The organism is Sphingomonas sp. MMS12-HWE2-04 (genome assembly GCF_044881185.1).
In the GTDB taxonomy this organism is placed as follows: Bacteria; Pseudomonadota; Alphaproteobacteria; order Sphingomonadales; family Sphingomonadaceae; genus Sphingomonas.
The window spans coordinates 4,149,698-4,166,124 of record NZ_CP173254.1; the positions used below are offsets into that span (position 1 = coordinate 4,149,698).

The following is a 16,427-nucleotide window of genomic DNA, read 5'->3' on the forward strand; positions in this document are numbered from 1 at the left end:
ACACAAGAGGGCGCGATGCTGGCTTTGCTATCTTGGACGTTGATGACGCTGGTGCAAGCCTCGCCCACGGTCGAGGTGCAGCTCGATTGGGATGGCTCGAATTGCACCGCCACTGTCGATGGCGCGGGCGTGCCCGTTGCGTCGCTTGAAGCGCGGGGGCGGCAATGGGCTGCGGGCAAGCGCAGCGTTCATGTCAGCTTTGTGCAGCGCACCCCGTACCGTTGCATCGGGTCCGCGATCTACCTGCTGCAAATGGCCGAAAATCGTGAGATGCGGGTCGATTATCCCCACGGCGCGCTGGCGATCGAACTATTCGTTCCGGCGGGCCGTTGCCGTATCCTTGCGGACGGAGTCCCGCAGTCGATCGGCGCGTTTCGACGCCTTACGGAAAGGTGGCGTGACACGCAGCCGGAAATTCATTTCAAGCCGGACCTTAAGGCGCGCTATTCTTGTGTGAAGCGTGTGCTCAAAATCCTGAAATCCGCCCATCTCAGCAAGCTCGGTTTCGTGGGGTATGAGTCGGCGCCCTAGCCGCGGCGCCGTGGCAACCCGTCGCCGAACTGTCATCGCGATGACGCTGTGCTGCAACCGTCCTATCGCCATGCTGCAATGCACAACGACTAGCGCCGAAACGATCCAGGCCAATCCGGCCGGACCGATCGGGGAATATGGTGATGCGGAACTGGGTTGCGTGCCTGCTGGCGGGCGGTTCGTTGTTGGCGGCGATGACGGCACAGGCGCGCCCCGATCCCGACCCCACCGCCGCGGTGGCTGACGAGCAGAGCGACATCGTCGTGATCGGCCAGGGCGAGACGCGCCAGGTCCAGCAGATCGCCCAGGAAGACCTCGCTTTGCTCGCGCCGGGCACCAGCCCGTTGAAGGCGATCGAGAAGCTGCCCAGCGTCAGCGTCCAGGGCGCCGATCCGTTCGGGGCCTATGAGTGGGCGCAGCGCGTGTCGATCCGCGGATTCAACCAGAACCAGCTCGGCTTCACGCTCGACGGCATTCCGCTGGGCGACGCCAGCTATGGCAACGTCAACGGTCTCCATATCAGCCGCGCGATCATCAGCGAGAATATCGGGCGCACCATCGTGTCGCAGGGTTCGGGCTCGATCGGCACCCAGGCGACGAACAATCTCGGCGGCACGCTAGAGTTTTTCTCGAGCGATCCCAAGGCCGATTTCGGCCTCGAGCTGAACGGCACCTATGGCAGCGAGAACATGTATCGCGTCTATGGCCGGCTCGACACTGGAGAGCTCGGCACTGGCGGGCCCAGCGCCTATGTTTCCTATGTCCATTCGGATACCGACAAGTGGAAAGGCTGGGGCAGCCAGCGCTACGACCAGGTCAACGCCAAGGCCGTCGCGCCGCTGGCGGGCACGGTCCGTCTCGTCGGCACGTTCGATTTCTCCGATCGCAAAGAGAACGACTATCAGGACATGTCGCTCGGCATGATCCAGCGGCTGGGCTATGACTGGGACAATATTTCCAACGACTATGCCAAGGCGATCCTGGTCTCGGATGTCGGCGCCAACACCGGCTATACCGGCCTGACCCCGACCAATCCGGCCGCCGGCACCGTCTACCCGGCCCCCTTCGCCAATCCCGACGATGCCTATTTCGACGCCGCAGGGCTTCGCCAGGACTATCTCGCCTCGGTGGGAATCGAGACCGAGCGCGGTGCCAAGGTGCATGGCGAGCTCAAGACCTATCTCCATTCGAACCACGGCCAGGGCATCTGGTTCACGCCCTATGCGGCGTCGCCTTCGGGCGTGCCGATGGCGATCCGCACCACCGAGTACGACATCCGCCGCAAGGGCGTGTTCGGATCGATCGGCACGGCGATCGGCTTCAACGACGTCACCGTCGGCGCCTGGTATGAAGACAATGACTTCCAGCAGGCGCGGCGCTTCTACGGGCTTCAGAGCCGCACCAATCCGGGCCGCGACAGCCTCGAATTCCAGCACGACGCGTTCTTCACCCAGTGGGACTGGCAGTACAACACCCAGACCTTCCAATATCATGTCGAGGACAAGCTCGCCTTCGGGCCGCTGAGCGTGAACCTCGGCTGGAAGGGCTTCAGCGTTACCGACAAGGCCGATCCGATCGTCGGCGGCGGGCTCGCCGGCGGCAAGATCAAGGTGACCGACTGGTTCCAGCCGCATGCCGGGTTCAACTATGCGATCGCGCCGCGCGCCGAGCTGTTCGGCGGCTTCACGCAGGTAACTCGCGCCTTCGTCGCCTCGGCGACCAGCGGGCCGTTCGCGACCACCCAGGCCGGGTTCAATGCGCTGCTCGATGGCGATACCGAACTCAAGCCCGAGCAATCGGATACCTATGAGCTCGGTGGCCGCATGCGCACCGGGCCGTTCACCGGATCGGTCGCGGGCTATTACATCAACTTCCGCAACCGCCTGCTCGGCGTCACCACCGGCGCGGGGATCGTCGGCAACCCGCCGATCCTGCAGAATGTCGGCGACGTCCGCTCGTTCGGCTTCGAGGCGACCGGCGATCTGCGCCTCGGCGCGGGCTTCGGCGCGTTCGTGTCGTATAGCTACAACGACAGCACCTATCGCGACGACGTCCACACCACCGCAACGGTGGGCGGTGTGGTCACCCCGGTGGTCATCCCCACCGCGGGCAAGACCGTGGTCGATTCGCCCGAGCATCTGCTGAAGGGCGAGCTGACCTATGACGCGCACGGCTTTGTCGGCCGGGTCGGCGCCAATTATATGAGCAAGCGCTACTTCACCTACACCAACGACCAGTCGGTGGATGGCCGCGTCGTGGTCGACGCCACGCTCGGCTACAAATTCGATCTGAACGGCCGTCCGCTGGAGATCCAGGGCAACGTCACCAATCTGTTCGACGAGAAATATGTCTCGACTATCGGCACCAATGGCTTTGGCAACAGCGGCGACAACCAGACGCTGATGGTCGGCGCGCCGCGCCAGGTGTTCGTCACGCTCAAGGTCGCGTTGTAAGGGTACGGGGCCGGTTCCCGGCGGGCCGGCCCCAAGGTTACGAAGCATGTCCCGAACCGCCGGACCCGCTTGCGGCGGGCCGGGCGGGCGCTATGGTCCCCGCCATCTGATCTCTCGGGGGTTCCACCTACATGAAGCCGTTCCAGATGCTTTCCGGCGTAGCCACGCTTGCGCTCGCCGCCGCCTCGCTGCCTGCCGCGGCGCAGACCAGGGCCGAAGCCAAGCCCGCGCCGGTCGCCGATCTCGTTAAGCGCGTCGACATTCCGTATGAGCAGTTCAAGCTCGCCAACGGGCTGCGCGTCATCGTCCACACCGATCGCAAGGCGCCGATTGTCGCAGTGTCGACCTGGTACGATGTCGGATCGAAGCACGAGCCCAGCGGCAAGACCGGCTTCGCGCACCTTTTCGAGCATCTGATGTTCAACGGCTCGGAAAATGCGCCCGGCGACTTTTTCGAGCCGCTCAAGCAGGTCGGCGCGACCGATTTCAACGGCACCACCAGCTTCGACCGCACCAACTATTTCGAGACCGTGCCGCGCCCCGCGCTCGACCGCGCGCTGTTCCTCGAGAGCGACCGCATGGGTTATCTGCTCGGTGCGATCACCCAGGACGTGCTCGACGAGCAGCGCGGCGTCGTCCAGAACGAGAAGCGTCAGGGCGACAACCAGCCCTATGGCCTGGTCTATTACAAGGTCCTCGAGGAGCTGCTCGCCGGCAGCCCCTACGGCCATAACGTGATCGGATCGATGGCCGATCTCGACAAGGCCAGCCTCGACGACGTCAAGAACTGGTTCCGCTCGCATTACGGCCCGAATAATGCCGTGCTGGTGCTCGCGGGCGATATCGACGCCAAGACCGCGCGCCCGCTGGTCGAGAAGTATTTCGGCAAGATTGCCGCGGGTCCGAAGAGCAATCTGCCCCAGGTCACCGTGCCGACCCTTGCAGCGCCCAAGACCGTCAAGATGCAGGACCGCGTCGCGGCGACGCTGATCCTCAAGAGCTGGGCGGTGCCCGGCATGAACGATCCCGACGCCGTGGCGCTCGACGCGTTCGGCGACGTGCTCGGCGGCCTCGCCAGCTCGCGCCTCGACAATGCGCTGGTCCGCAAGGAGAAGTCTGCGGTCCAGGTCTCGGCCGGTGTCCAGTCGATGGCGCAGCTCGGCATCTTCCAGGTCCAGGCGGTGGTGAAGCCCGGCGTCGATCCCGATGCCGTCGCCAAGCGGCTCGACGAGATCGTCGCCGATCTGATCAAGAACGGCCCGACCGCGGACGAAGTCCAGCGCGTCGCCACCACCAATGTCTCGGGCCGTATCTCCGGCCTCGAATCGGTCGGCGGCTTCGGCGGCAAGGCCGTCGCGCTCGCTTCGGGCGAACTCTATTCGGGCGATCCGGCCTTCTTCAAGAAGCAGCTCGAAGAGACGGGGCGGATCACCCCGGCGCAGGTCCAGGCCGCTGGCCAGAAGTGGCTCACGCGTCCGTCGCTGACCATCTTCGTCGAGCCCGGCAAGCGCGAGGCCTATGAAGAGGCGCAGACGGTCCCGGCGGCAGCGAAGCCCGCCGAGGGGCCCAAGGCCGAGCCGGTCAAGGGCACCCGGGGTGCGTTGCCCGAAATGTCGGCGATCGGCGATCTCGACTTCCCGGATATCAGCCGCACCAAGCTCTCGAACGGCGTCGAGATCGTCTACGCCAATCGCACCGCGGTGCCGGTCACCCAGGTAGTGATGAGCTTCGATGCCGGCACCGTCGCCGATCCGGCGACCAAGCTGGGAACGCAGAATCTCGTGCTCTCGATGCTCGACGAAGGCACCACCAGCCTCGATTCGATCGGGCTTGCCGAAGCGCGCGAGCGGCTGGGCGCAACGATCAGCACCGGCAGCTCGGCCGATCGCACCTATCTGGGCGTCACGGCGCCGAGCCCGAACCTGCCCGGCGCGCTCGATCTGTTCGCCGATGTTGTGCGCAACCCCGCGTTCGCGCCCGAGGAAATCGAGCGGATCCGCTCGACCACGCTCACCGGCATCGCCGCCGAGCTGACCAGCCCGCAGGGCCTGGCCAATCGCGCGCTGCCGCCGTTGCTCTATGGCGCGGGTAATCCCTACGCCAAGCTCGGCGCCGGCAGCGGCGATCCCGCCGCGATCAAGGCGCTGACCCGCGACGATCTGCTCGCGTTCTACCGTGCTTGGATCCGCCCCGATAAGGCGAAGATCTTCGTGGTCAGCGATCGTCCGCTCGCCGAGGTCAAGGCAGCGCTCGAGGCGCGCTTCGGCAATTGGGCCGGGCAGGGTGCTGCCGGCACCAAGGCGTTCACCGTCGCGCCCAAGCAGGTCGCGCCCAAGATCGTGCTGATCGATCGGCCCGATTCGCCCCAGTCGCTGATCATCGCCGCGCAGATGACCGGGCTCGATCCGGCGAGCGAACTGCTCGTCCCGGTCACTGCCAACCAGGTGCTCGGTGCTGGCTTCCTCTCGCGGATCAACATGGATCTGCGCGAGAACAAGCATTGGACCTATGGCGCGCGCGGCGGGTACGATTGGCTCGAAAAGGCCGTGCCCTACACGATCAGCGCCCCGGTCCAGGCCGACAAGACCGGGGATTCGATCAAGGCGATCCAGCTCCAGGTGCGCGAGTTCCTCACCACCAAGGGCGTCACCGACATCGAGCTCACTCGCGAGATCAACGGTACGACTCGCGAGCTCGCTGGGCGATTCGAAACTTCGGGCGCGGTGCTCTCGGCGATGCAGCAGAACGACCTGCGCAAGCGTCCGGACAATTTCTACGATACCGTGACGCAAAAATATCGCGGCATGACCGTGGCGCAGCTCGACGCTGCGGCACGCACGGCTTTGAACCCCGACAAGTTCGTCTGGGTGGTCGTCGGCGACGCGGCGAAGGTCAAGCCGCAGCTTGACAGCCTTGGCCTGCCTGTCGAGGTGGTCCCGGCAGCGTCGGTCGCGGCTCCCGCCGCGCCTGCCGCATCGAAGTGATGGAGAGTATAATGGCGAACGTGGACGGCAGCTGGAACACGGTGACCAAGTCGCCGATGGGCGATCAGCAGGCAGTGCTCACCGTGGCGAGCAACGGCGACAGCTTCACCGGCAATTTCTCGGGCGGCCTCGGCACGACCGACATCAAGGACGGCAAGGTCGACGGCGACACGCTGACCTTCTCGCTCGACCTGACCGTGCCGATGCCGATGACGCTCACCGTCGAAGCGACGGTGGACGGCGACAATCTCAATGGCACCGTCACCGCAGGCGCTTTCGGCAGCTTCCCGATTACGGGCACGCGCGGCTGAGGCTTTCGCTTTGGTGGATGAAAGGGGCTCGCTTCCGGAAGGAGGCGGGCCCTTTTTCTTAGATTCTCCCCGGAACGGGGAGGGGGACCATGCGCAGCATGGTGGAGGGGGCCCGTTATCCGCGGGCCAACTGCCGGTGGAGAGCGGGCCCCCTCCACCACGCCCTTCGGGCGCGGTCCCCCTCCCCGTTTCCGGGGAGGAATTGAGCTACCGCTTCACGCGCGTGACATGCCCCATCTTGCGCCCCGGCCGGGCCTGGCCCTTGCCATAGAGGTGGAGATGCGTTCCCGGCTCGGCGAGCAGTTCGGGCCAGCGATTGGCTTCGTCGCCGATCAAATTCTCCATCTCGACCTGCGTGCCGGTCAGCGCGGTTGAGCCCAGCGGCAGCCCGCAGATCGCGCGGATATGGTTTTCGAACTGCGAGGTTTCGGCGCCTTCGATCGTCCAGTGCCCCGAATTATGCACGCGCGGCGCCATCTCGTTGAACACCGGCCCTTCCTCGGTCGCGAAGAATTCGAGCGTCAGCACCCCGACATGGTCGAGCGCGTCGGCAACCCGGCCGGCCAGCGTCGCCGCCTCGGTCCAGTGCCGGGCGACCTCGGCGGGGGCGGGCAGCGACGAGCGCGCGAGGATACCCTCCTTGTGCTCGTTCCACGGCGGCGGATAGCTGGTCAGCGCGCCGTCGAGCCCGCGCACCGTGATGATCGAGAATTCGTGGCTGAACTCAACGAACCCCTCGAGGATCGCCGGCCGCTCGCCGATCTCGGCCCAGGCAGCGGCGGCTTCTGCGGCGTCACGGATACGCACCTGGCCCTTGCCGTCATAGCCCAGCCGCAGCGTCTTGAGGATCGCCGGCGCGCCGATCTGCGCTATTGCCGACTCCAGCTCTTCGCGCGTCGAGACCGGCGCCCAGGGCGCGGTCCGGCCGCCGAGCGCCGCGACGAACGCCTTTTCGCGCGCGCGGTCCTGCGCGATCGACAGACTCTGCGCGCCGGGCCGCACCGGCACCTTGCCGGCGAGATATTCGACCGGGCCGATCGCGATATTCTCGAATTCATAGGTGACCACATCGGTCTGCCCGGCGACTTCGTCGAGCACGATGCGGCTATGATAGTCGGCGCGCGTGTAGCTCGATGCGGTCTGCGCCGCGACGCTCTCGGCATCGGGCGCCAGGATGTGGGTACGGTAGCCGAGCTGCGCCGCGGCGGTCGCGAGCATGCGCCCGAGCTGGCCGCCGCCGAGGATGCCGATCACCGATCCCGGTGGCAGGGCGGTCGAGTTTGCGCTCATTTCGGATCGGTCGCCACGCCGTCGGTCTGCGCCGCGCGCCAGGCCTGGAGCCGCTGGGAGAGCGCTTCGTCCGACGTCGCCAGGATCGCGGCGGCAAGCAGCCCGGCATTGATCGCGCCAGGCTTGCCGATCGCCAGCGTGCCGACGGGGATGCCACCGGGCATCTGGACGATCGAATAGAGGCTGTCGACGCCCTTCAGCGCCTTGGACTCGACCGGGACGCCGAGCACCGGCAGATGCGTCATCGATGCCGCCATGCCGGGCAGATGCGCCGCGCCGCCCGCGCCGGCGATCACCACCTTGAGCCCGCGTCCCGCGGCGCTGGTGGCATAGTCGTAGAGCCGCTGGGGCGTGCGATGCGCCGAGACCACCTTGGTCTCATGCGCCACGCCCAGTTCATCAAGCACCGAGGCGGCATGGCGCATCGTCTCCCAATCGGAGGTGCTGCCCATGATGATACCGACAAGAGGTGCTTCCGCCATTCGCCCGCCCCTAGAGGAAGCGCGGTCGTTAGCGGCAGGGCACGCGCCCTGCAATGGCGGCGTTCAGCCTTCGGGTCGCTGGCACGAATGGACAGGTGTTTTGTCGGCCGGCGGGCAAGGCGCGAAATATTGCCGATCCAGCGCAATGTCGTGGAGATAGGGCTCGATCCCGCTCTCGCCGATCGCCCATTTTCCGTCGCGATACATCACCAGGTCGCGGGAGACGTGCTCGCGGCCCAGCGCCTCGCGCATGCCGGCGAAGCTGCGAGTGACGCGCGGATCGCGCGCCCAGCCGGGGGCGTCCACGATCCGGAACCGATAGGTCAGCTGCGGGATGGCGTCACTCGCCAGGTTTTTGGGTTTCATCGCAAGCCCTGTGAGCACGCGCCGGCCATAGCAGAGCTCGACCGGTGTCTTGTCCATCCCGATGTCGCGCATCTTGAGCGCCGGCTTGGCGAGCGCGGTCGGTTCGTAGACCTGTCTGCCTTCGGACTCGCCTGCCGCGCGGATCAGCCCGAGCTCGGTCAGCGCCGCGACACCCGGCGGCGCCGCCGCCCCCTTCGCGACGTGGATTTCGAGCGGCAGGAGCCCCTGGAGCAGCGTGGCGCATTGGCGCTCGCCGTCCAGTTGCGCCTGGATCGCGGCGCGGGCGGACCCGTCATCGATCGCGCGCTGCGCGGCGGCAAAGGGGTCACGCCCGCACCCGGCTAGCACGAGCGCGGCGATCAGGGCCGCGCGGCGCATCTCACCGCTCGCTCAGATAATAGCGGTCGGTCGCCACCAGTGCGTCGTCGAGTTCGTAGACGATCGGCTGGCCGGTCGGGATCTCGAGATTGACGATCTCGCTGTCGGGGATGCCGGACAGATGCTTGACCAGCGCGCGCAAGGAGTTGCCATGCGCGGAGATCAGCACGCGCTTACCCGCCTTGATCTCCGGCGCGATGCGGCTCTCCCAATAGGGCAGCACGCGCGCGATCGTGTCCTTGAGGCTCTCGGTCTGCGGGATCGCGACGCCCTTGTAGCGTTCGTCCTTGGCGAGGTCCCAGGCCGAGCCTTCCTCGGGCAGCGGCGGCGGCACGTCGAAGCTGCGGCGCCAGATCTTGACCTGGTCGTCGCCGTGCAGCGCCGCGGTCTCGGCCTTGTTGAGCCCGGTCAGCCCGCCATAATGACGCTCGTTGAGCCGCCAGTCCTTCTCGGTCGGCAGCCACAGCCGGCCCATCGCTTCCAAAGCAAGGTTGAGCGTCTTGATCGCGCGGCTCTGGAAGCTGGTGAAGGTCAGGTCGAAATCGAGCCCCTTCTCCTTCATCAGCTCGCCTGCCGCCCAGGCCTCCTGCGTGCCCTGCTCGGTCAGGTCGACGTCCCACCAGCCGGTGAAGCGGTTCTCGAGGTTCCAGGCCGACTGGCCATGGCGGATCAGGACGAGCTTGGGCATCGCGGGCTCCTTGCAATGATTTGGGCAGGTCCTTAGCGGCATGGGCGGCAGGGACAAGGGAGACGCGGTCATGGCGATTGTTCGTGAGACGTTGGTGTACCAGGGCCCGGGCGGCCTGTTCGAGGGCGTGCTCGCCTATGAGGACGAAGTCACGACGCTGCGTCCTGGCATACTCGTCGTCCCGAATATCCTCGGCCAGAAGGAAGCGGACGCTGTCCATGCCGAAAATCTGGCCAAGCTAGGCTATGTCGCGCTCGCCGCCGACATTTTCGGCCAGGGCAAGCGCACCACGCATGATTCGCCCAACCGCAGCGAATATATGGACCTGCTCAACGCAGATCGCCGGCTGCTGCGCGATCGCCTGGCCGCCTCGCTCGACGCGCTGCGCGGCTTCGACCGCGCCGATCCGGCCAAGCTGGGGGCGATCGGCTTCTGCTTCGGCGGCAAGTGCGTGCTCGACATGGCGCGTGCGGGGCTGCCGATCCTGGGCGGCGTCTCGTTCCACGGCGTCTATGACCGGCCCGACTACGCCAATGCCGATCCGATCGCCGCGAAGCTGCTCGTCTGCCACGGCTGGGACGATCCGCTCGGCCCGCCCGCGGCGGTGGTTGGGCTCGGCACGGAGCTGACCGAAAGTGGCGCCGACTGGCAGCTCCACGCCTATGGCCATGCCGGCCACGCCTTTACCGACGTTGACCGCAAGGGCTCGACCGTGCCCGGCGTCGCCTATGCGCCCAAGGCCGATCGGCGCAGCTGGCGCGCGATGGCCAATTTCTTCGAGGAAGTCTTCGCCTGAGTTGCTAGAGCACGCGCGACAGGAAGCGGCTGAACGGATCGTCCGTCGGATAATCGGCAAAGGCGCCGCATTCGGTGAAACCGAACTTGCTGTATAGCGCGTGCGCCGCCTCGAAAGCCGGCCCCGTTCCGGTCTCCAGGCTCAGCCGCCGATAGCCGCGCGCGCGGGCCACGCCGAGGATATGGCCGACCAGCGCCGCACCCACGCCGCTGCGCAATTGCTGCGGGGCGGTGCGCATCGACTTGATCTCGCCATGCCCGGAATCGAGCTGGCGAAGCGCGCCGATGCCGAGCAGCGTGTCGCCCTCCCAGGCGGACCAGAACGTCACGTCGGCGCGCTGCAGTCCGCTCAGGTCGAGGGCATGAACGCTCTCCTTGGGCGAGTTTGCCCGCATCCCTTCCAGGTGAAGGCGCAGCATCGCGATGACCTGCGGGTCTTCGAGCCCGCCCTCGCGGATCTCCATCAGAGTTCGTCGATAAAGCCGGCGAGCGTCTCCAGGCAGGCCGCGCCCAGCGCCTTGCAGCGCGCCGGGCTCCATGCGAACTCGGGGTCCGCATTGGCGACATGGTCCTTGAACGGCATTTCCAGCGTCATCGAGACCGCGCCGAACCGTTCGGCGAGCTGGTTGGTCGACATCGACAGGTTGGCCTGGCCCGGCGCCGATTTCTCATAGCCGAGATCGAGCTGGAAATCGGGCGTGGCGGCATCGAGCCGCCGGGCATATTCGTAGAATTTCTCGCCGAGCGCGTCGGTCCAGCTCGGAATGCCTTCGAAGCCGGCGATGAAGTTCGCCGGGATCGCCTCGTCGCCATGCACGTCGATCGCGAAGGTTACGCCGGTCTCGTCCATCGCATTGCGCACGGCAAGCACTTCGGGGCTGCGCTCGGGCGTCGGCGCATGCCATTCGCGGTTGAGGTTCACACCCGCCGCATTGGTGCGCAGATGGCCGCGCCGCGAACCATCAGGGTTCATGTTGGGAACGAGGTGGAAGGTCGCCTTGGCGCGCAATGCCTGGGCACTGGCATCCTCGGGATCGGTGAGCTTCTCCAGTGCGCCTTCCATCCACCATTCGGCCATCGTCTCGCCGGGATGCTGGCGGGCATAGAGCCACACCTGCTTGGGGCCATCGCCGATCGTGAGGCAATCGATCGGTTGACCGTCCAGCGATACGCCCAGTTCGCGGTGGCGCACCCCCGGCTGCAGCGCGATTCGGCTGACCAGATCGTGGTGCCGCTCCATCGAATAGGGCGCGAAATAGGCGAACCAAACGATGTCGGTGTCGATCGCCCGAGTGAATTCGAGCACGCCGCCCTCATAGCTGGTCGGCGTCGTGCGCCACGCCTCGCGGTCGCTGCTCCAGCGCGTCTCGTAATCGGGCCAGCCGAACGCATAGGCCGCGCCGCCCGCATTGAGAATGCGGAAGGTCAGCGTGCGCCCCTTCGCGCCGGAAAGGCGGAAGTGAAACCATTGGTAGAAGTCGGAAAGGTGATCCTTGACGATCTCGAGGTCGACGCGGTCGCCCTCGATTCCAACCAGCTTGATGTTGCCGCTGTCGAACGCGGCGTTGATCTGGATGCTCATTTCACCGTGATAGTGATGCCGGACTCGCCAGGAAAGCCCTTGAACAGCGCGGCGGCCACGCGCGCGGCCGAATTGCGCGGATCGCTGCCCTTGGTGCCGCTTACCGACTGAGTCTGCGCGCGGCCTTCCCACACCACGGTGTTGTCGCTGCGGCGCTTGAGCTGGACCCACAGCTCGGTCGCGGTCACTTCGCGGGTCTTGCCCCCGATGCCGAACGACACGCCGCCGCCCAGGCCTACGCCGCCACCGCCGCGCCGGCCACCGCCATAGCTTCCGCCGCCGAGCCCGATCGATACGGGCGGCTGCTCGCGATAGGCGCCGCGCGGCGCGCGGCTGAACGATACTGCGGCGATATAGCCCGAGCTGAGCGGGTTTGGCGTCGCGACATAGCCCTGCCGTGCCAGCTCGGCGGCAACGGCGTCGGCATAGAGCTGATATTCCGGGCTGATCGTCACGGCGTTGTTCATCGGCTCCACTGCCACGCTCGTGCGCTCCAGCGGCTGGCCGAGATGATAGCGGGTGACGTCCACCGGCGCAGTGCGGGGCCCCGTCATGCAGCCGCCCAGCAGGGCGGCACCGGCAACGGCTAGGCTGAACGACTTGAGCACGGGGATCTCCTGTTTCGCGCGCGGAACGGCTTCATGCGCTCCAACACGACTCCCGTCGAGTTGGTTCCAAAGCACGGCGCCCCGCCTTGACTTGCCGCGCCGCCGCATATAGGCGGGCGCCTCATTTTCCGGCATTCCTATAGTTTGAGAAGCGAATCGGTCATGAAGATCGTGAATTCATTGAAGTCGCTCAAGGGGCGGCACCGCGACAACCGCGTGATCCGCCGCCGTGGCCGGATCTACGTGATCAACAAGACCAACCGTCGGTTCAAGGCCCGCCAGGGCTAAGCCCGGGTGGAGAAGCCGTCTGCCGTCATCTTCGATGTCGGCAACGTCCTCTTCGACTGGCAACCGCGACGTTTGTACGAGCGTCTGATCGAGGACGATCAGGCGCTCGACGCGTTTCTGGCGACGGTCGTCACCAAGGACTGGCATTTCCAGCATGATGCCGGCCGTCCCTTCGCCGAGACCTCGGCGGAGCTCGCGGCTGCATATCCGCAGCATGCCGATCTGATCGCCGCCTGGGGGCCGCGCTTCAACGAGACGCTCGAGCACCCGATTCCGGGCATGATAGAGCTCGTCACCGAGCTCGATGCTGCCGGCGTTCCGCTCTATGCGATCACCAATTTCTCGGGCGAGCTGTGGCGCGCCTGGGCGCCGCTGCACGACGACCTGTTCGGCCGCTTCCGCGACATCGTCGTCTCGGGCGACGAGCGCCTGGTGAAGCCCGATCCCGCGATCTACGCGCTCGCCCTCGATCAATTCGGGCTGGCCGGCCCGGACGCCGTATTCGTCGACGACAGTCCCCCCAATGTGCACGCGGCCGCCGATATGGGCATCCACGCGGTGCTGTTCACCGACGCACCGGCCTTCCGCACCGAGTTGGTGCGGCTGGGATTGCTTGCCGGGTCCTGAGGGTTCGCGTACATGGCAAGGCGGAGGTGCGCATGGAAATTTCCATCCGCGAAGCACAGGCGCAATTCGATGAAGCCATCGCAGCAGCCCGACGCGGTGAGCTTGTCATAATCACCGACAATGGCACGCCGATCGCCGAAATTCGAGCGCCGAGCATCGCAGGGAAAAAGGGTCTGGATTGGGAAGCGCTCCATCGTTTCAAAATGGAGCGCGGGCTCGATAAGATCGATCGAGATCTTTGGCCGCCCGAATTCGACGACCCGGCATTCAGTCGAGAGGTATTGGGGCTTGAGGATGACTGGAAGCCCAGCCCGGAGGGTTGAAGCTGCCCGGGAGTAGACGATGCTTCTGATCGACACGCATATCCTGGTGTGGATGATCGACCGGCCGAATATGCTGCGCGTGGTGGAACGGGCTGTCTTGGACGCCAATGCCGACGAACTCGCCGCCTCCGTGATATCCCTTTGGGAGCTCCGGCTGAAATGGGAGCGTCTCGATAGGGCGGGCCGTCGCAAGGGGCCCCTGGATCCGGTCGATGTGCGTCAAGCACTCGCGATCCTTGGTATTCCGATTTTACCGCTCGACGCGGAGCAGGCGGTTGCATCGCTCCGCGTGCCGATCAAGCACCGCGACCCTTTCGATGAGCAATTGCTAATCCATGCCCAGGTGATAGGCGCCAAACTGATCACGCGCGACGCGAATTTGATCGCCCACCCGCTCGCCTATCGCTTCGGCTGAGACTCAGCTCTCGCTGGGGCCGGTATAGTTCTTCAGCTCGTCGCCCAGGATCGTCACGACATGGAGCACGTTGGTCGACCCCGGCGTCCCGAACGGCACGCCGGCGCAGACCACCACGCGGTCGCCCGCCGCCGCCAGCTTGTGGCGCAGTGCCATGCGCTTGGCCTTGCCGACCATTTCCTCGAACAATTCGACGTCGCGCGTCTGGACCGCATAGGTTCCCCACAGCAGCCCGGCGCGGCGCGCGGTTTCAGCGCGGGGGGTGAGCAGCATGATCGGAACGGTCGGCCGCTCGCGGGCGATTCGCCGCGCGGTCGAGCCCGAGCTGGTGAAGCAGACGATCGCCGAGGCCGAGACATTCAGCGCGATATTCTTCGCCGCCTCGGCCAGCGCGTCGGCCGTGGTCGGGTCGGGCTTGGTCACGGTGAAGTGGACGCGATCGCCATGCGCGGGGTCGCGCTCTACTGCGTCGGCGATCGAATTCATCATCGAGACCGATTCGACCGGCCATTTTCCCGCGGCGCTCTCTGCCGAGAGCATGATCGCGTCGGCGCCGTCATACACTGCGGTGGCGACGTCGGAGACTTCGGCGCGCGTCGGCGAAGGGCTCTCGATCATCGATTCGAGCATCTGCGTCGCGACGATCACCGGGCGGCCCATCCGGCGCGCGGTCTCGACGATGCGCTTCTGCAGCGGCGGCACGCTCTGCGGGGGCAGCTCGACACCCAGATCGCCGCGCGCGACCATCACGCCGTCGCACTGTTCGACGATTTCCTCGAGCCGGGTGATCGCGCTCGGCTTCTCGATCTTGGCGAGCAAGGCCGCCTTGCCGCCGATCAGCCGGCGGGCCTCCATCAGATCCTCGGGGCGCTGGACGAACGACAGCGCGATCCAGTCGACGCCCTGCTCGACGGCGAAGGCAAGGTCGCTGCGGTCCTTTTCGGTGAGTGCGGCGAGCGGCAGCACCATGTCGGGGACGTTCAGCCCCTTCGAATTGGACAGCACGCCGCCGACTTCGACCACCGTGGTCAACCGATCGGGCGCTACCGCGGTGACGCGCAGCACCATCTTGCCGTCGTCGAGCAGCAGCCGCGCATTCTCATGCGCCGCCTCGAAGATCTCGCGGTGCGGCAGCTCGACGCGCGTCGAATCGCCGGGCGTGGAGTCGCGGTCGAGGATGAACTGCTGGCCGGTTTCCAGCGTCACGCGGCCATCGGCGAACTTGCCGACGCGCAGCTTAGGTCCCTGGAGATCGGCGAGGATCGTGGTCGGGCGGCCCAGCGTCTTTTCAAGTCCGCGGATCGCCTCGATGACCGGGATCTTCGATGCCTGATCGCCATGGCTCATGTTGACGCGGAACGCATCGGCGCCCGCCTCGAACAGCCGCTGGATCATCTCGGGCGAATTGCTGGCCGGGCCGAGCGTCGCCAGAATGCGGACTTTACGGGAACGGGGGGTCATCGCGTTGGTCATCGCTGTCATCCTTGTGCGCGCTCGCCTCTAACCACTAATTGGGATCGATCAACCACGGAGGTGCACGTGCCCACTCTCGATACCCTGGATGACGCAGCGGCGGCCAAGGCGTTCCGCCGGCTCGTCCGTCATTTGCGCCATCGCACCGATGCGCAGAATATCGACCTGATGGGGCTCGCCGGTTTCTGCCGCAATTGCCTCGCCGACTGGATCGCCGAGGCCGATCCGTCGCTCAGCAAGGATGACGCACGCGAGATCATCTACGGCATGCCGTTCGCGCAGTGGAAGGCGCGGCACCAGGGCGAGGCGACGCCCGAGCAGATCGAGCGGATGAACGAGAGCGTGAAACGCAACCATGTCGAGGCGCAGCTCGACGATGCGCTCGACGACAGCTTCCCGGCGAGCGATCCGCCCTCGATGAGCGAGCCCGGCCGCTGATCCGGGCTTGAGCGCGGGCCGCGGCTTCTGTAATCGCCCGCGTTCCATTTCATCGTCGCTCTCCCAGCCCGGGATTCGCGGGTTCGTGCGGGCGCGGCGCCACCAGCAGGAGTTTCCATGTCCGACAACGTCTCCGCCGAGCAGCTGCGCCTCTTCATCGAGCGGATCGAACGCCTCGAGGAAGAGAAGAAGGGCATCGCCGACGACATCAAGGACGTCTATGCCGAGAGCAAGTCGACCGGCTTCGATGTCAAGACGATGCGCCACATCGTCCGGCTGCGGAAGATGGAGAAGCATCACCGCGACGAGGCCGATGCTCTGCTCGAGACCTATCGCAACGCGCTGGGTCTTCACTGATCACGGGACGGGGCGAGCATTGCGCTCGCCCATGATGC

The 16,427-nt window shown here is 66.0% G+C and carries 19 protein-coding genes; 11 read left to right on the forward strand and 8 right to left on the reverse strand.

All coding sequences use genetic code 11. From position 1 onward, the window contains the following. Window positions 1-15: 15 nt before the first annotated feature. The 4 genes from AB2M62_RS19765 to AB2M62_RS19780 all read left to right on the forward strand — a co-directional run bounded on the left by AB2M62_RS19765 (window position 16) and on the right by AB2M62_RS19780 (window position 6,279). Window positions 16-531 carry a hypothetical protein gene (locus AB2M62_RS19765; protein ID WP_404336603.1) on the forward strand — a complete coding sequence of 172 codons (516 nt, stop codon included), beginning with the start codon at window positions 16-18 and terminating at the stop codon, window positions 529-531. Between the two features lie 143 nt (window positions 532-674). Next, window positions 675-2,984: a TonB-dependent receptor domain-containing protein gene (locus AB2M62_RS19770; protein WP_404336605.1), complete on the forward strand. Its 2,310-nt coding sequence runs from the start codon at window positions 675-677 to the stop codon at window positions 2,982-2,984. Between the two features lie 131 nt (window positions 2,985-3,115). Beyond that, window positions 3,116-5,968: a M16 family metallopeptidase gene (locus AB2M62_RS19775; protein ID WP_404336607.1), complete on the forward strand. Its 2,853-nt coding sequence runs from the start codon at window positions 3,116-3,118 to the stop codon at window positions 5,966-5,968. Between the two features lie 11 nt (window positions 5,969-5,979). Next, entirely contained in the window at window positions 5,980-6,279 is a 300-nt protein-coding gene (locus AB2M62_RS19780; RefSeq protein ID WP_404336609.1) for a hypothetical protein, read from the forward strand. 207 nt (window positions 6,280-6,486) lie between these two features. Here the strand turns inward: AB2M62_RS19780 and AB2M62_RS19785 are convergent, their stop codons facing one another. From AB2M62_RS19785 to gpmA, 4 genes are all read right to left on the reverse strand, one after another. Then, window positions 6,487-7,569: a 5-(carboxyamino)imidazole ribonucleotide synthase gene (locus AB2M62_RS19785; protein ID WP_404336611.1), complete on the reverse strand. Its 1,083-nt coding sequence runs from the start codon at window positions 7,567-7,569 to the stop codon at window positions 6,487-6,489. After that, a complete protein-coding gene (gene purE, locus AB2M62_RS19790) occupies window positions 7,566-8,051 on the reverse strand; it encodes a 5-(carboxyamino)imidazole ribonucleotide mutase (protein ID WP_404336613.1) in 486 nt (161 codons plus the stop codon). Before purE ends, AB2M62_RS19785 begins: the two co-directional genes overlap by 4 nt. 63 nt (window positions 8,052-8,114) lie before the next feature. Continuing rightward, complete coding sequence (locus tag AB2M62_RS19795; protein WP_404336615.1) at window positions 8,115-8,795, reverse strand: hypothetical protein; 681 nt, start codon at window positions 8,793-8,795, stop codon at window positions 8,115-8,117. Window position 8,796: 1 nt separating this feature from the next. Then, window positions 8,797-9,483 carry a 2,3-diphosphoglycerate-dependent phosphoglycerate mutase gene (gene gpmA / locus AB2M62_RS19800; RefSeq protein ID WP_404336617.1) on the reverse strand — a complete coding sequence of 229 codons (687 nt, stop codon included), beginning with the start codon at window positions 9,481-9,483 and terminating at the stop codon, window positions 8,797-8,799. Window positions 9,484-9,553: 70 nt separating this feature from the next. Here gpmA and AB2M62_RS19805 point away from each other — a divergent pair, with 70 nt between their 5' ends. Beyond that, window positions 9,554-10,279, forward strand: coding sequence for a dienelactone hydrolase family protein (locus tag AB2M62_RS19805; RefSeq protein ID WP_404336619.1), 726 nt, complete (start codon window positions 9,554-9,556; stop codon window positions 10,277-10,279). Between the two features lie 4 nt (window positions 10,280-10,283). Here AB2M62_RS19805 and AB2M62_RS19810 read toward each other — a convergent pair whose 3' ends face one another. Genes AB2M62_RS19810 through AB2M62_RS19820 form a run of 3 tightly spaced genes read right to left on the reverse strand, consistent with a single transcriptional unit; the run spans window position 10,284 to window position 12,468 of the window. Beyond that, window positions 10,284-10,742 carry a GNAT family N-acetyltransferase gene (locus tag AB2M62_RS19810; protein ID WP_404336621.1) on the reverse strand — a complete coding sequence of 153 codons (459 nt, stop codon included), beginning with the start codon at window positions 10,740-10,742 and terminating at the stop codon, window positions 10,284-10,286. Next, entirely contained in the window at window positions 10,742-11,860 is a 1,119-nt protein-coding gene (locus AB2M62_RS19815) for a M14-type cytosolic carboxypeptidase (RefSeq protein ID WP_404336623.1), read from the reverse strand. Before AB2M62_RS19815 ends, AB2M62_RS19810 begins: the two co-directional genes overlap by 1 nt. After that, window positions 11,857-12,468, reverse strand: a complete 612-nt coding sequence (locus tag AB2M62_RS19820) for a DUF4136 domain-containing protein (RefSeq protein ID WP_404336625.1) — start codon at window positions 12,466-12,468, stop codon at window positions 11,857-11,859. Before AB2M62_RS19820 ends, AB2M62_RS19815 begins: the two co-directional genes overlap by 4 nt. A gap of 162 nt (window positions 12,469-12,630) precedes the next feature. On the opposite strand from AB2M62_RS19820, the gene ykgO reads away from it, so the two are divergent. From ykgO to AB2M62_RS19840, 4 genes are read left to right on the forward strand one after another with little or no spacing between them, the layout of a single operon-like run. Beyond that, window positions 12,631-12,756, forward strand: coding sequence for a type B 50S ribosomal protein L36 (gene ykgO / locus AB2M62_RS19825; RefSeq protein WP_066482602.1), 126 nt, complete (start codon window positions 12,631-12,633; stop codon window positions 12,754-12,756). A gap of 6 nt (window positions 12,757-12,762) precedes the next feature. Next, a complete protein-coding gene (locus tag AB2M62_RS19830; RefSeq protein ID WP_404336627.1) occupies window positions 12,763-13,383 on the forward strand; it encodes an HAD family hydrolase in 621 nt (206 codons plus the stop codon). Window positions 13,384-13,415: 32 nt separating this feature from the next. After that, window positions 13,416-13,706: a type II toxin-antitoxin system Phd/YefM family antitoxin gene (locus AB2M62_RS19835; RefSeq protein ID WP_404336629.1), complete on the forward strand. Its 291-nt coding sequence runs from the start codon at window positions 13,416-13,418 to the stop codon at window positions 13,704-13,706. Window positions 13,707-13,725: 19 nt separating this feature from the next. Next, window positions 13,726-14,121, forward strand: coding sequence for a type II toxin-antitoxin system VapC family toxin (locus tag AB2M62_RS19840; RefSeq protein WP_404336631.1), 396 nt, complete (start codon window positions 13,726-13,728; stop codon window positions 14,119-14,121). A gap of 3 nt (window positions 14,122-14,124) precedes the next feature. Here the strand turns inward: AB2M62_RS19840 and pyk are convergent, their stop codons facing one another. Continuing rightward, complete coding sequence (pyk, locus tag AB2M62_RS19845) at window positions 14,125-15,594, reverse strand: pyruvate kinase (protein ID WP_404336633.1); 1,470 nt, start codon at window positions 15,592-15,594, stop codon at window positions 14,125-14,127. A 66-nt stretch (window positions 15,595-15,660) separates the two neighbouring features. Between pyk and AB2M62_RS19850 the strand changes: the two genes are divergently transcribed. Together AB2M62_RS19850 and AB2M62_RS19855 are read left to right on the forward strand one after the other, a co-directional pair. After that, window positions 15,661-16,032 (forward strand): DUF1244 domain-containing protein, encoded by a 372-nt coding sequence (locus AB2M62_RS19850; protein ID WP_404336635.1) that lies wholly within the window; start codon window positions 15,661-15,663, stop codon window positions 16,030-16,032. A gap of 117 nt (window positions 16,033-16,149) precedes the next feature. Beyond that, window positions 16,150-16,389, forward strand: a complete 240-nt coding sequence (locus tag AB2M62_RS19855; RefSeq protein ID WP_404336637.1) for a DUF2312 domain-containing protein — start codon at window positions 16,150-16,152, stop codon at window positions 16,387-16,389. Window positions 16,390-16,427: the final 38 nt, after the last annotated feature.

Excerpts from the sequence above, each read along its gene's own strand:
- AB2M62_RS19770 (WP_404336605.1), top strand. The coding sequence starts at position 675 with ATGCGGAACTGGGTTGCGTGCCTGCTGGCGGGCGGTTCGTTGTTGGCG.
- AB2M62_RS19785 (WP_404336611.1), bottom strand. The coding sequence starts at position 7,569 with ATGAGCGCAAACTCGACCGCCCTGCCACCGGGATCGGTGATCGGCATC.
- AB2M62_RS19765 (WP_404336603.1), top strand. The coding sequence starts at position 16 with ATGCTGGCTTTGCTATCTTGGACGTTGATGACGCTGGTGCAAGCCTCG.
- AB2M62_RS19840 (WP_404336631.1), top strand. The coding sequence starts at position 13,726 with ATGCTTCTGATCGACACGCATATCCTGGTGTGGATGATCGACCGGCCG.
- purE (WP_404336613.1), bottom strand. The coding sequence starts at position 8,051 with ATGGCGGAAGCACCTCTTGTCGGTATCATCATGGGCAGCACCTCCGAT.
- AB2M62_RS19835 (WP_404336629.1), top strand. The coding sequence starts at position 13,416 with ATGGAAATTTCCATCCGCGAAGCACAGGCGCAATTCGATGAAGCCATC.
- gpmA (WP_404336617.1), bottom strand. The coding sequence starts at position 9,483 with ATGCCCAAGCTCGTCCTGATCCGCCATGGCCAGTCGGCCTGGAACCTC.
- ykgO (WP_066482602.1), top strand. The coding sequence starts at position 12,631 with ATGAAGATCGTGAATTCATTGAAGTCGCTCAAGGGGCGGCACCGCGAC.
- AB2M62_RS19805 (WP_404336619.1), top strand. The coding sequence starts at position 9,554 with ATGGCGATTGTTCGTGAGACGTTGGTGTACCAGGGCCCGGGCGGCCTG.
- AB2M62_RS19810 (WP_404336621.1), bottom strand. The coding sequence starts at position 10,742 with ATGGAGATCCGCGAGGGCGGGCTCGAAGACCCGCAGGTCATCGCGATG.
- AB2M62_RS19775 (WP_404336607.1), top strand. The coding sequence starts at position 3,116 with ATGAAGCCGTTCCAGATGCTTTCCGGCGTAGCCACGCTTGCGCTCGCC.
- AB2M62_RS19780 (WP_404336609.1), top strand. The coding sequence starts at position 5,980 with ATGGCGAACGTGGACGGCAGCTGGAACACGGTGACCAAGTCGCCGATG.
- pyk (WP_404336633.1), bottom strand. The coding sequence starts at position 15,594 with ATGACCAACGCGATGACCCCCCGTTCCCGTAAAGTCCGCATTCTGGCG.
- AB2M62_RS19795 (WP_404336615.1), bottom strand. The coding sequence starts at position 8,795 with ATGCGCCGCGCGGCCCTGATCGCCGCGCTCGTGCTAGCCGGGTGCGGG.
- AB2M62_RS19855 (WP_404336637.1), top strand. The coding sequence starts at position 16,150 with ATGTCCGACAACGTCTCCGCCGAGCAGCTGCGCCTCTTCATCGAGCGG.
- AB2M62_RS19815 (WP_404336623.1), bottom strand. The coding sequence starts at position 11,860 with ATGAGCATCCAGATCAACGCCGCGTTCGACAGCGGCAACATCAAGCTG.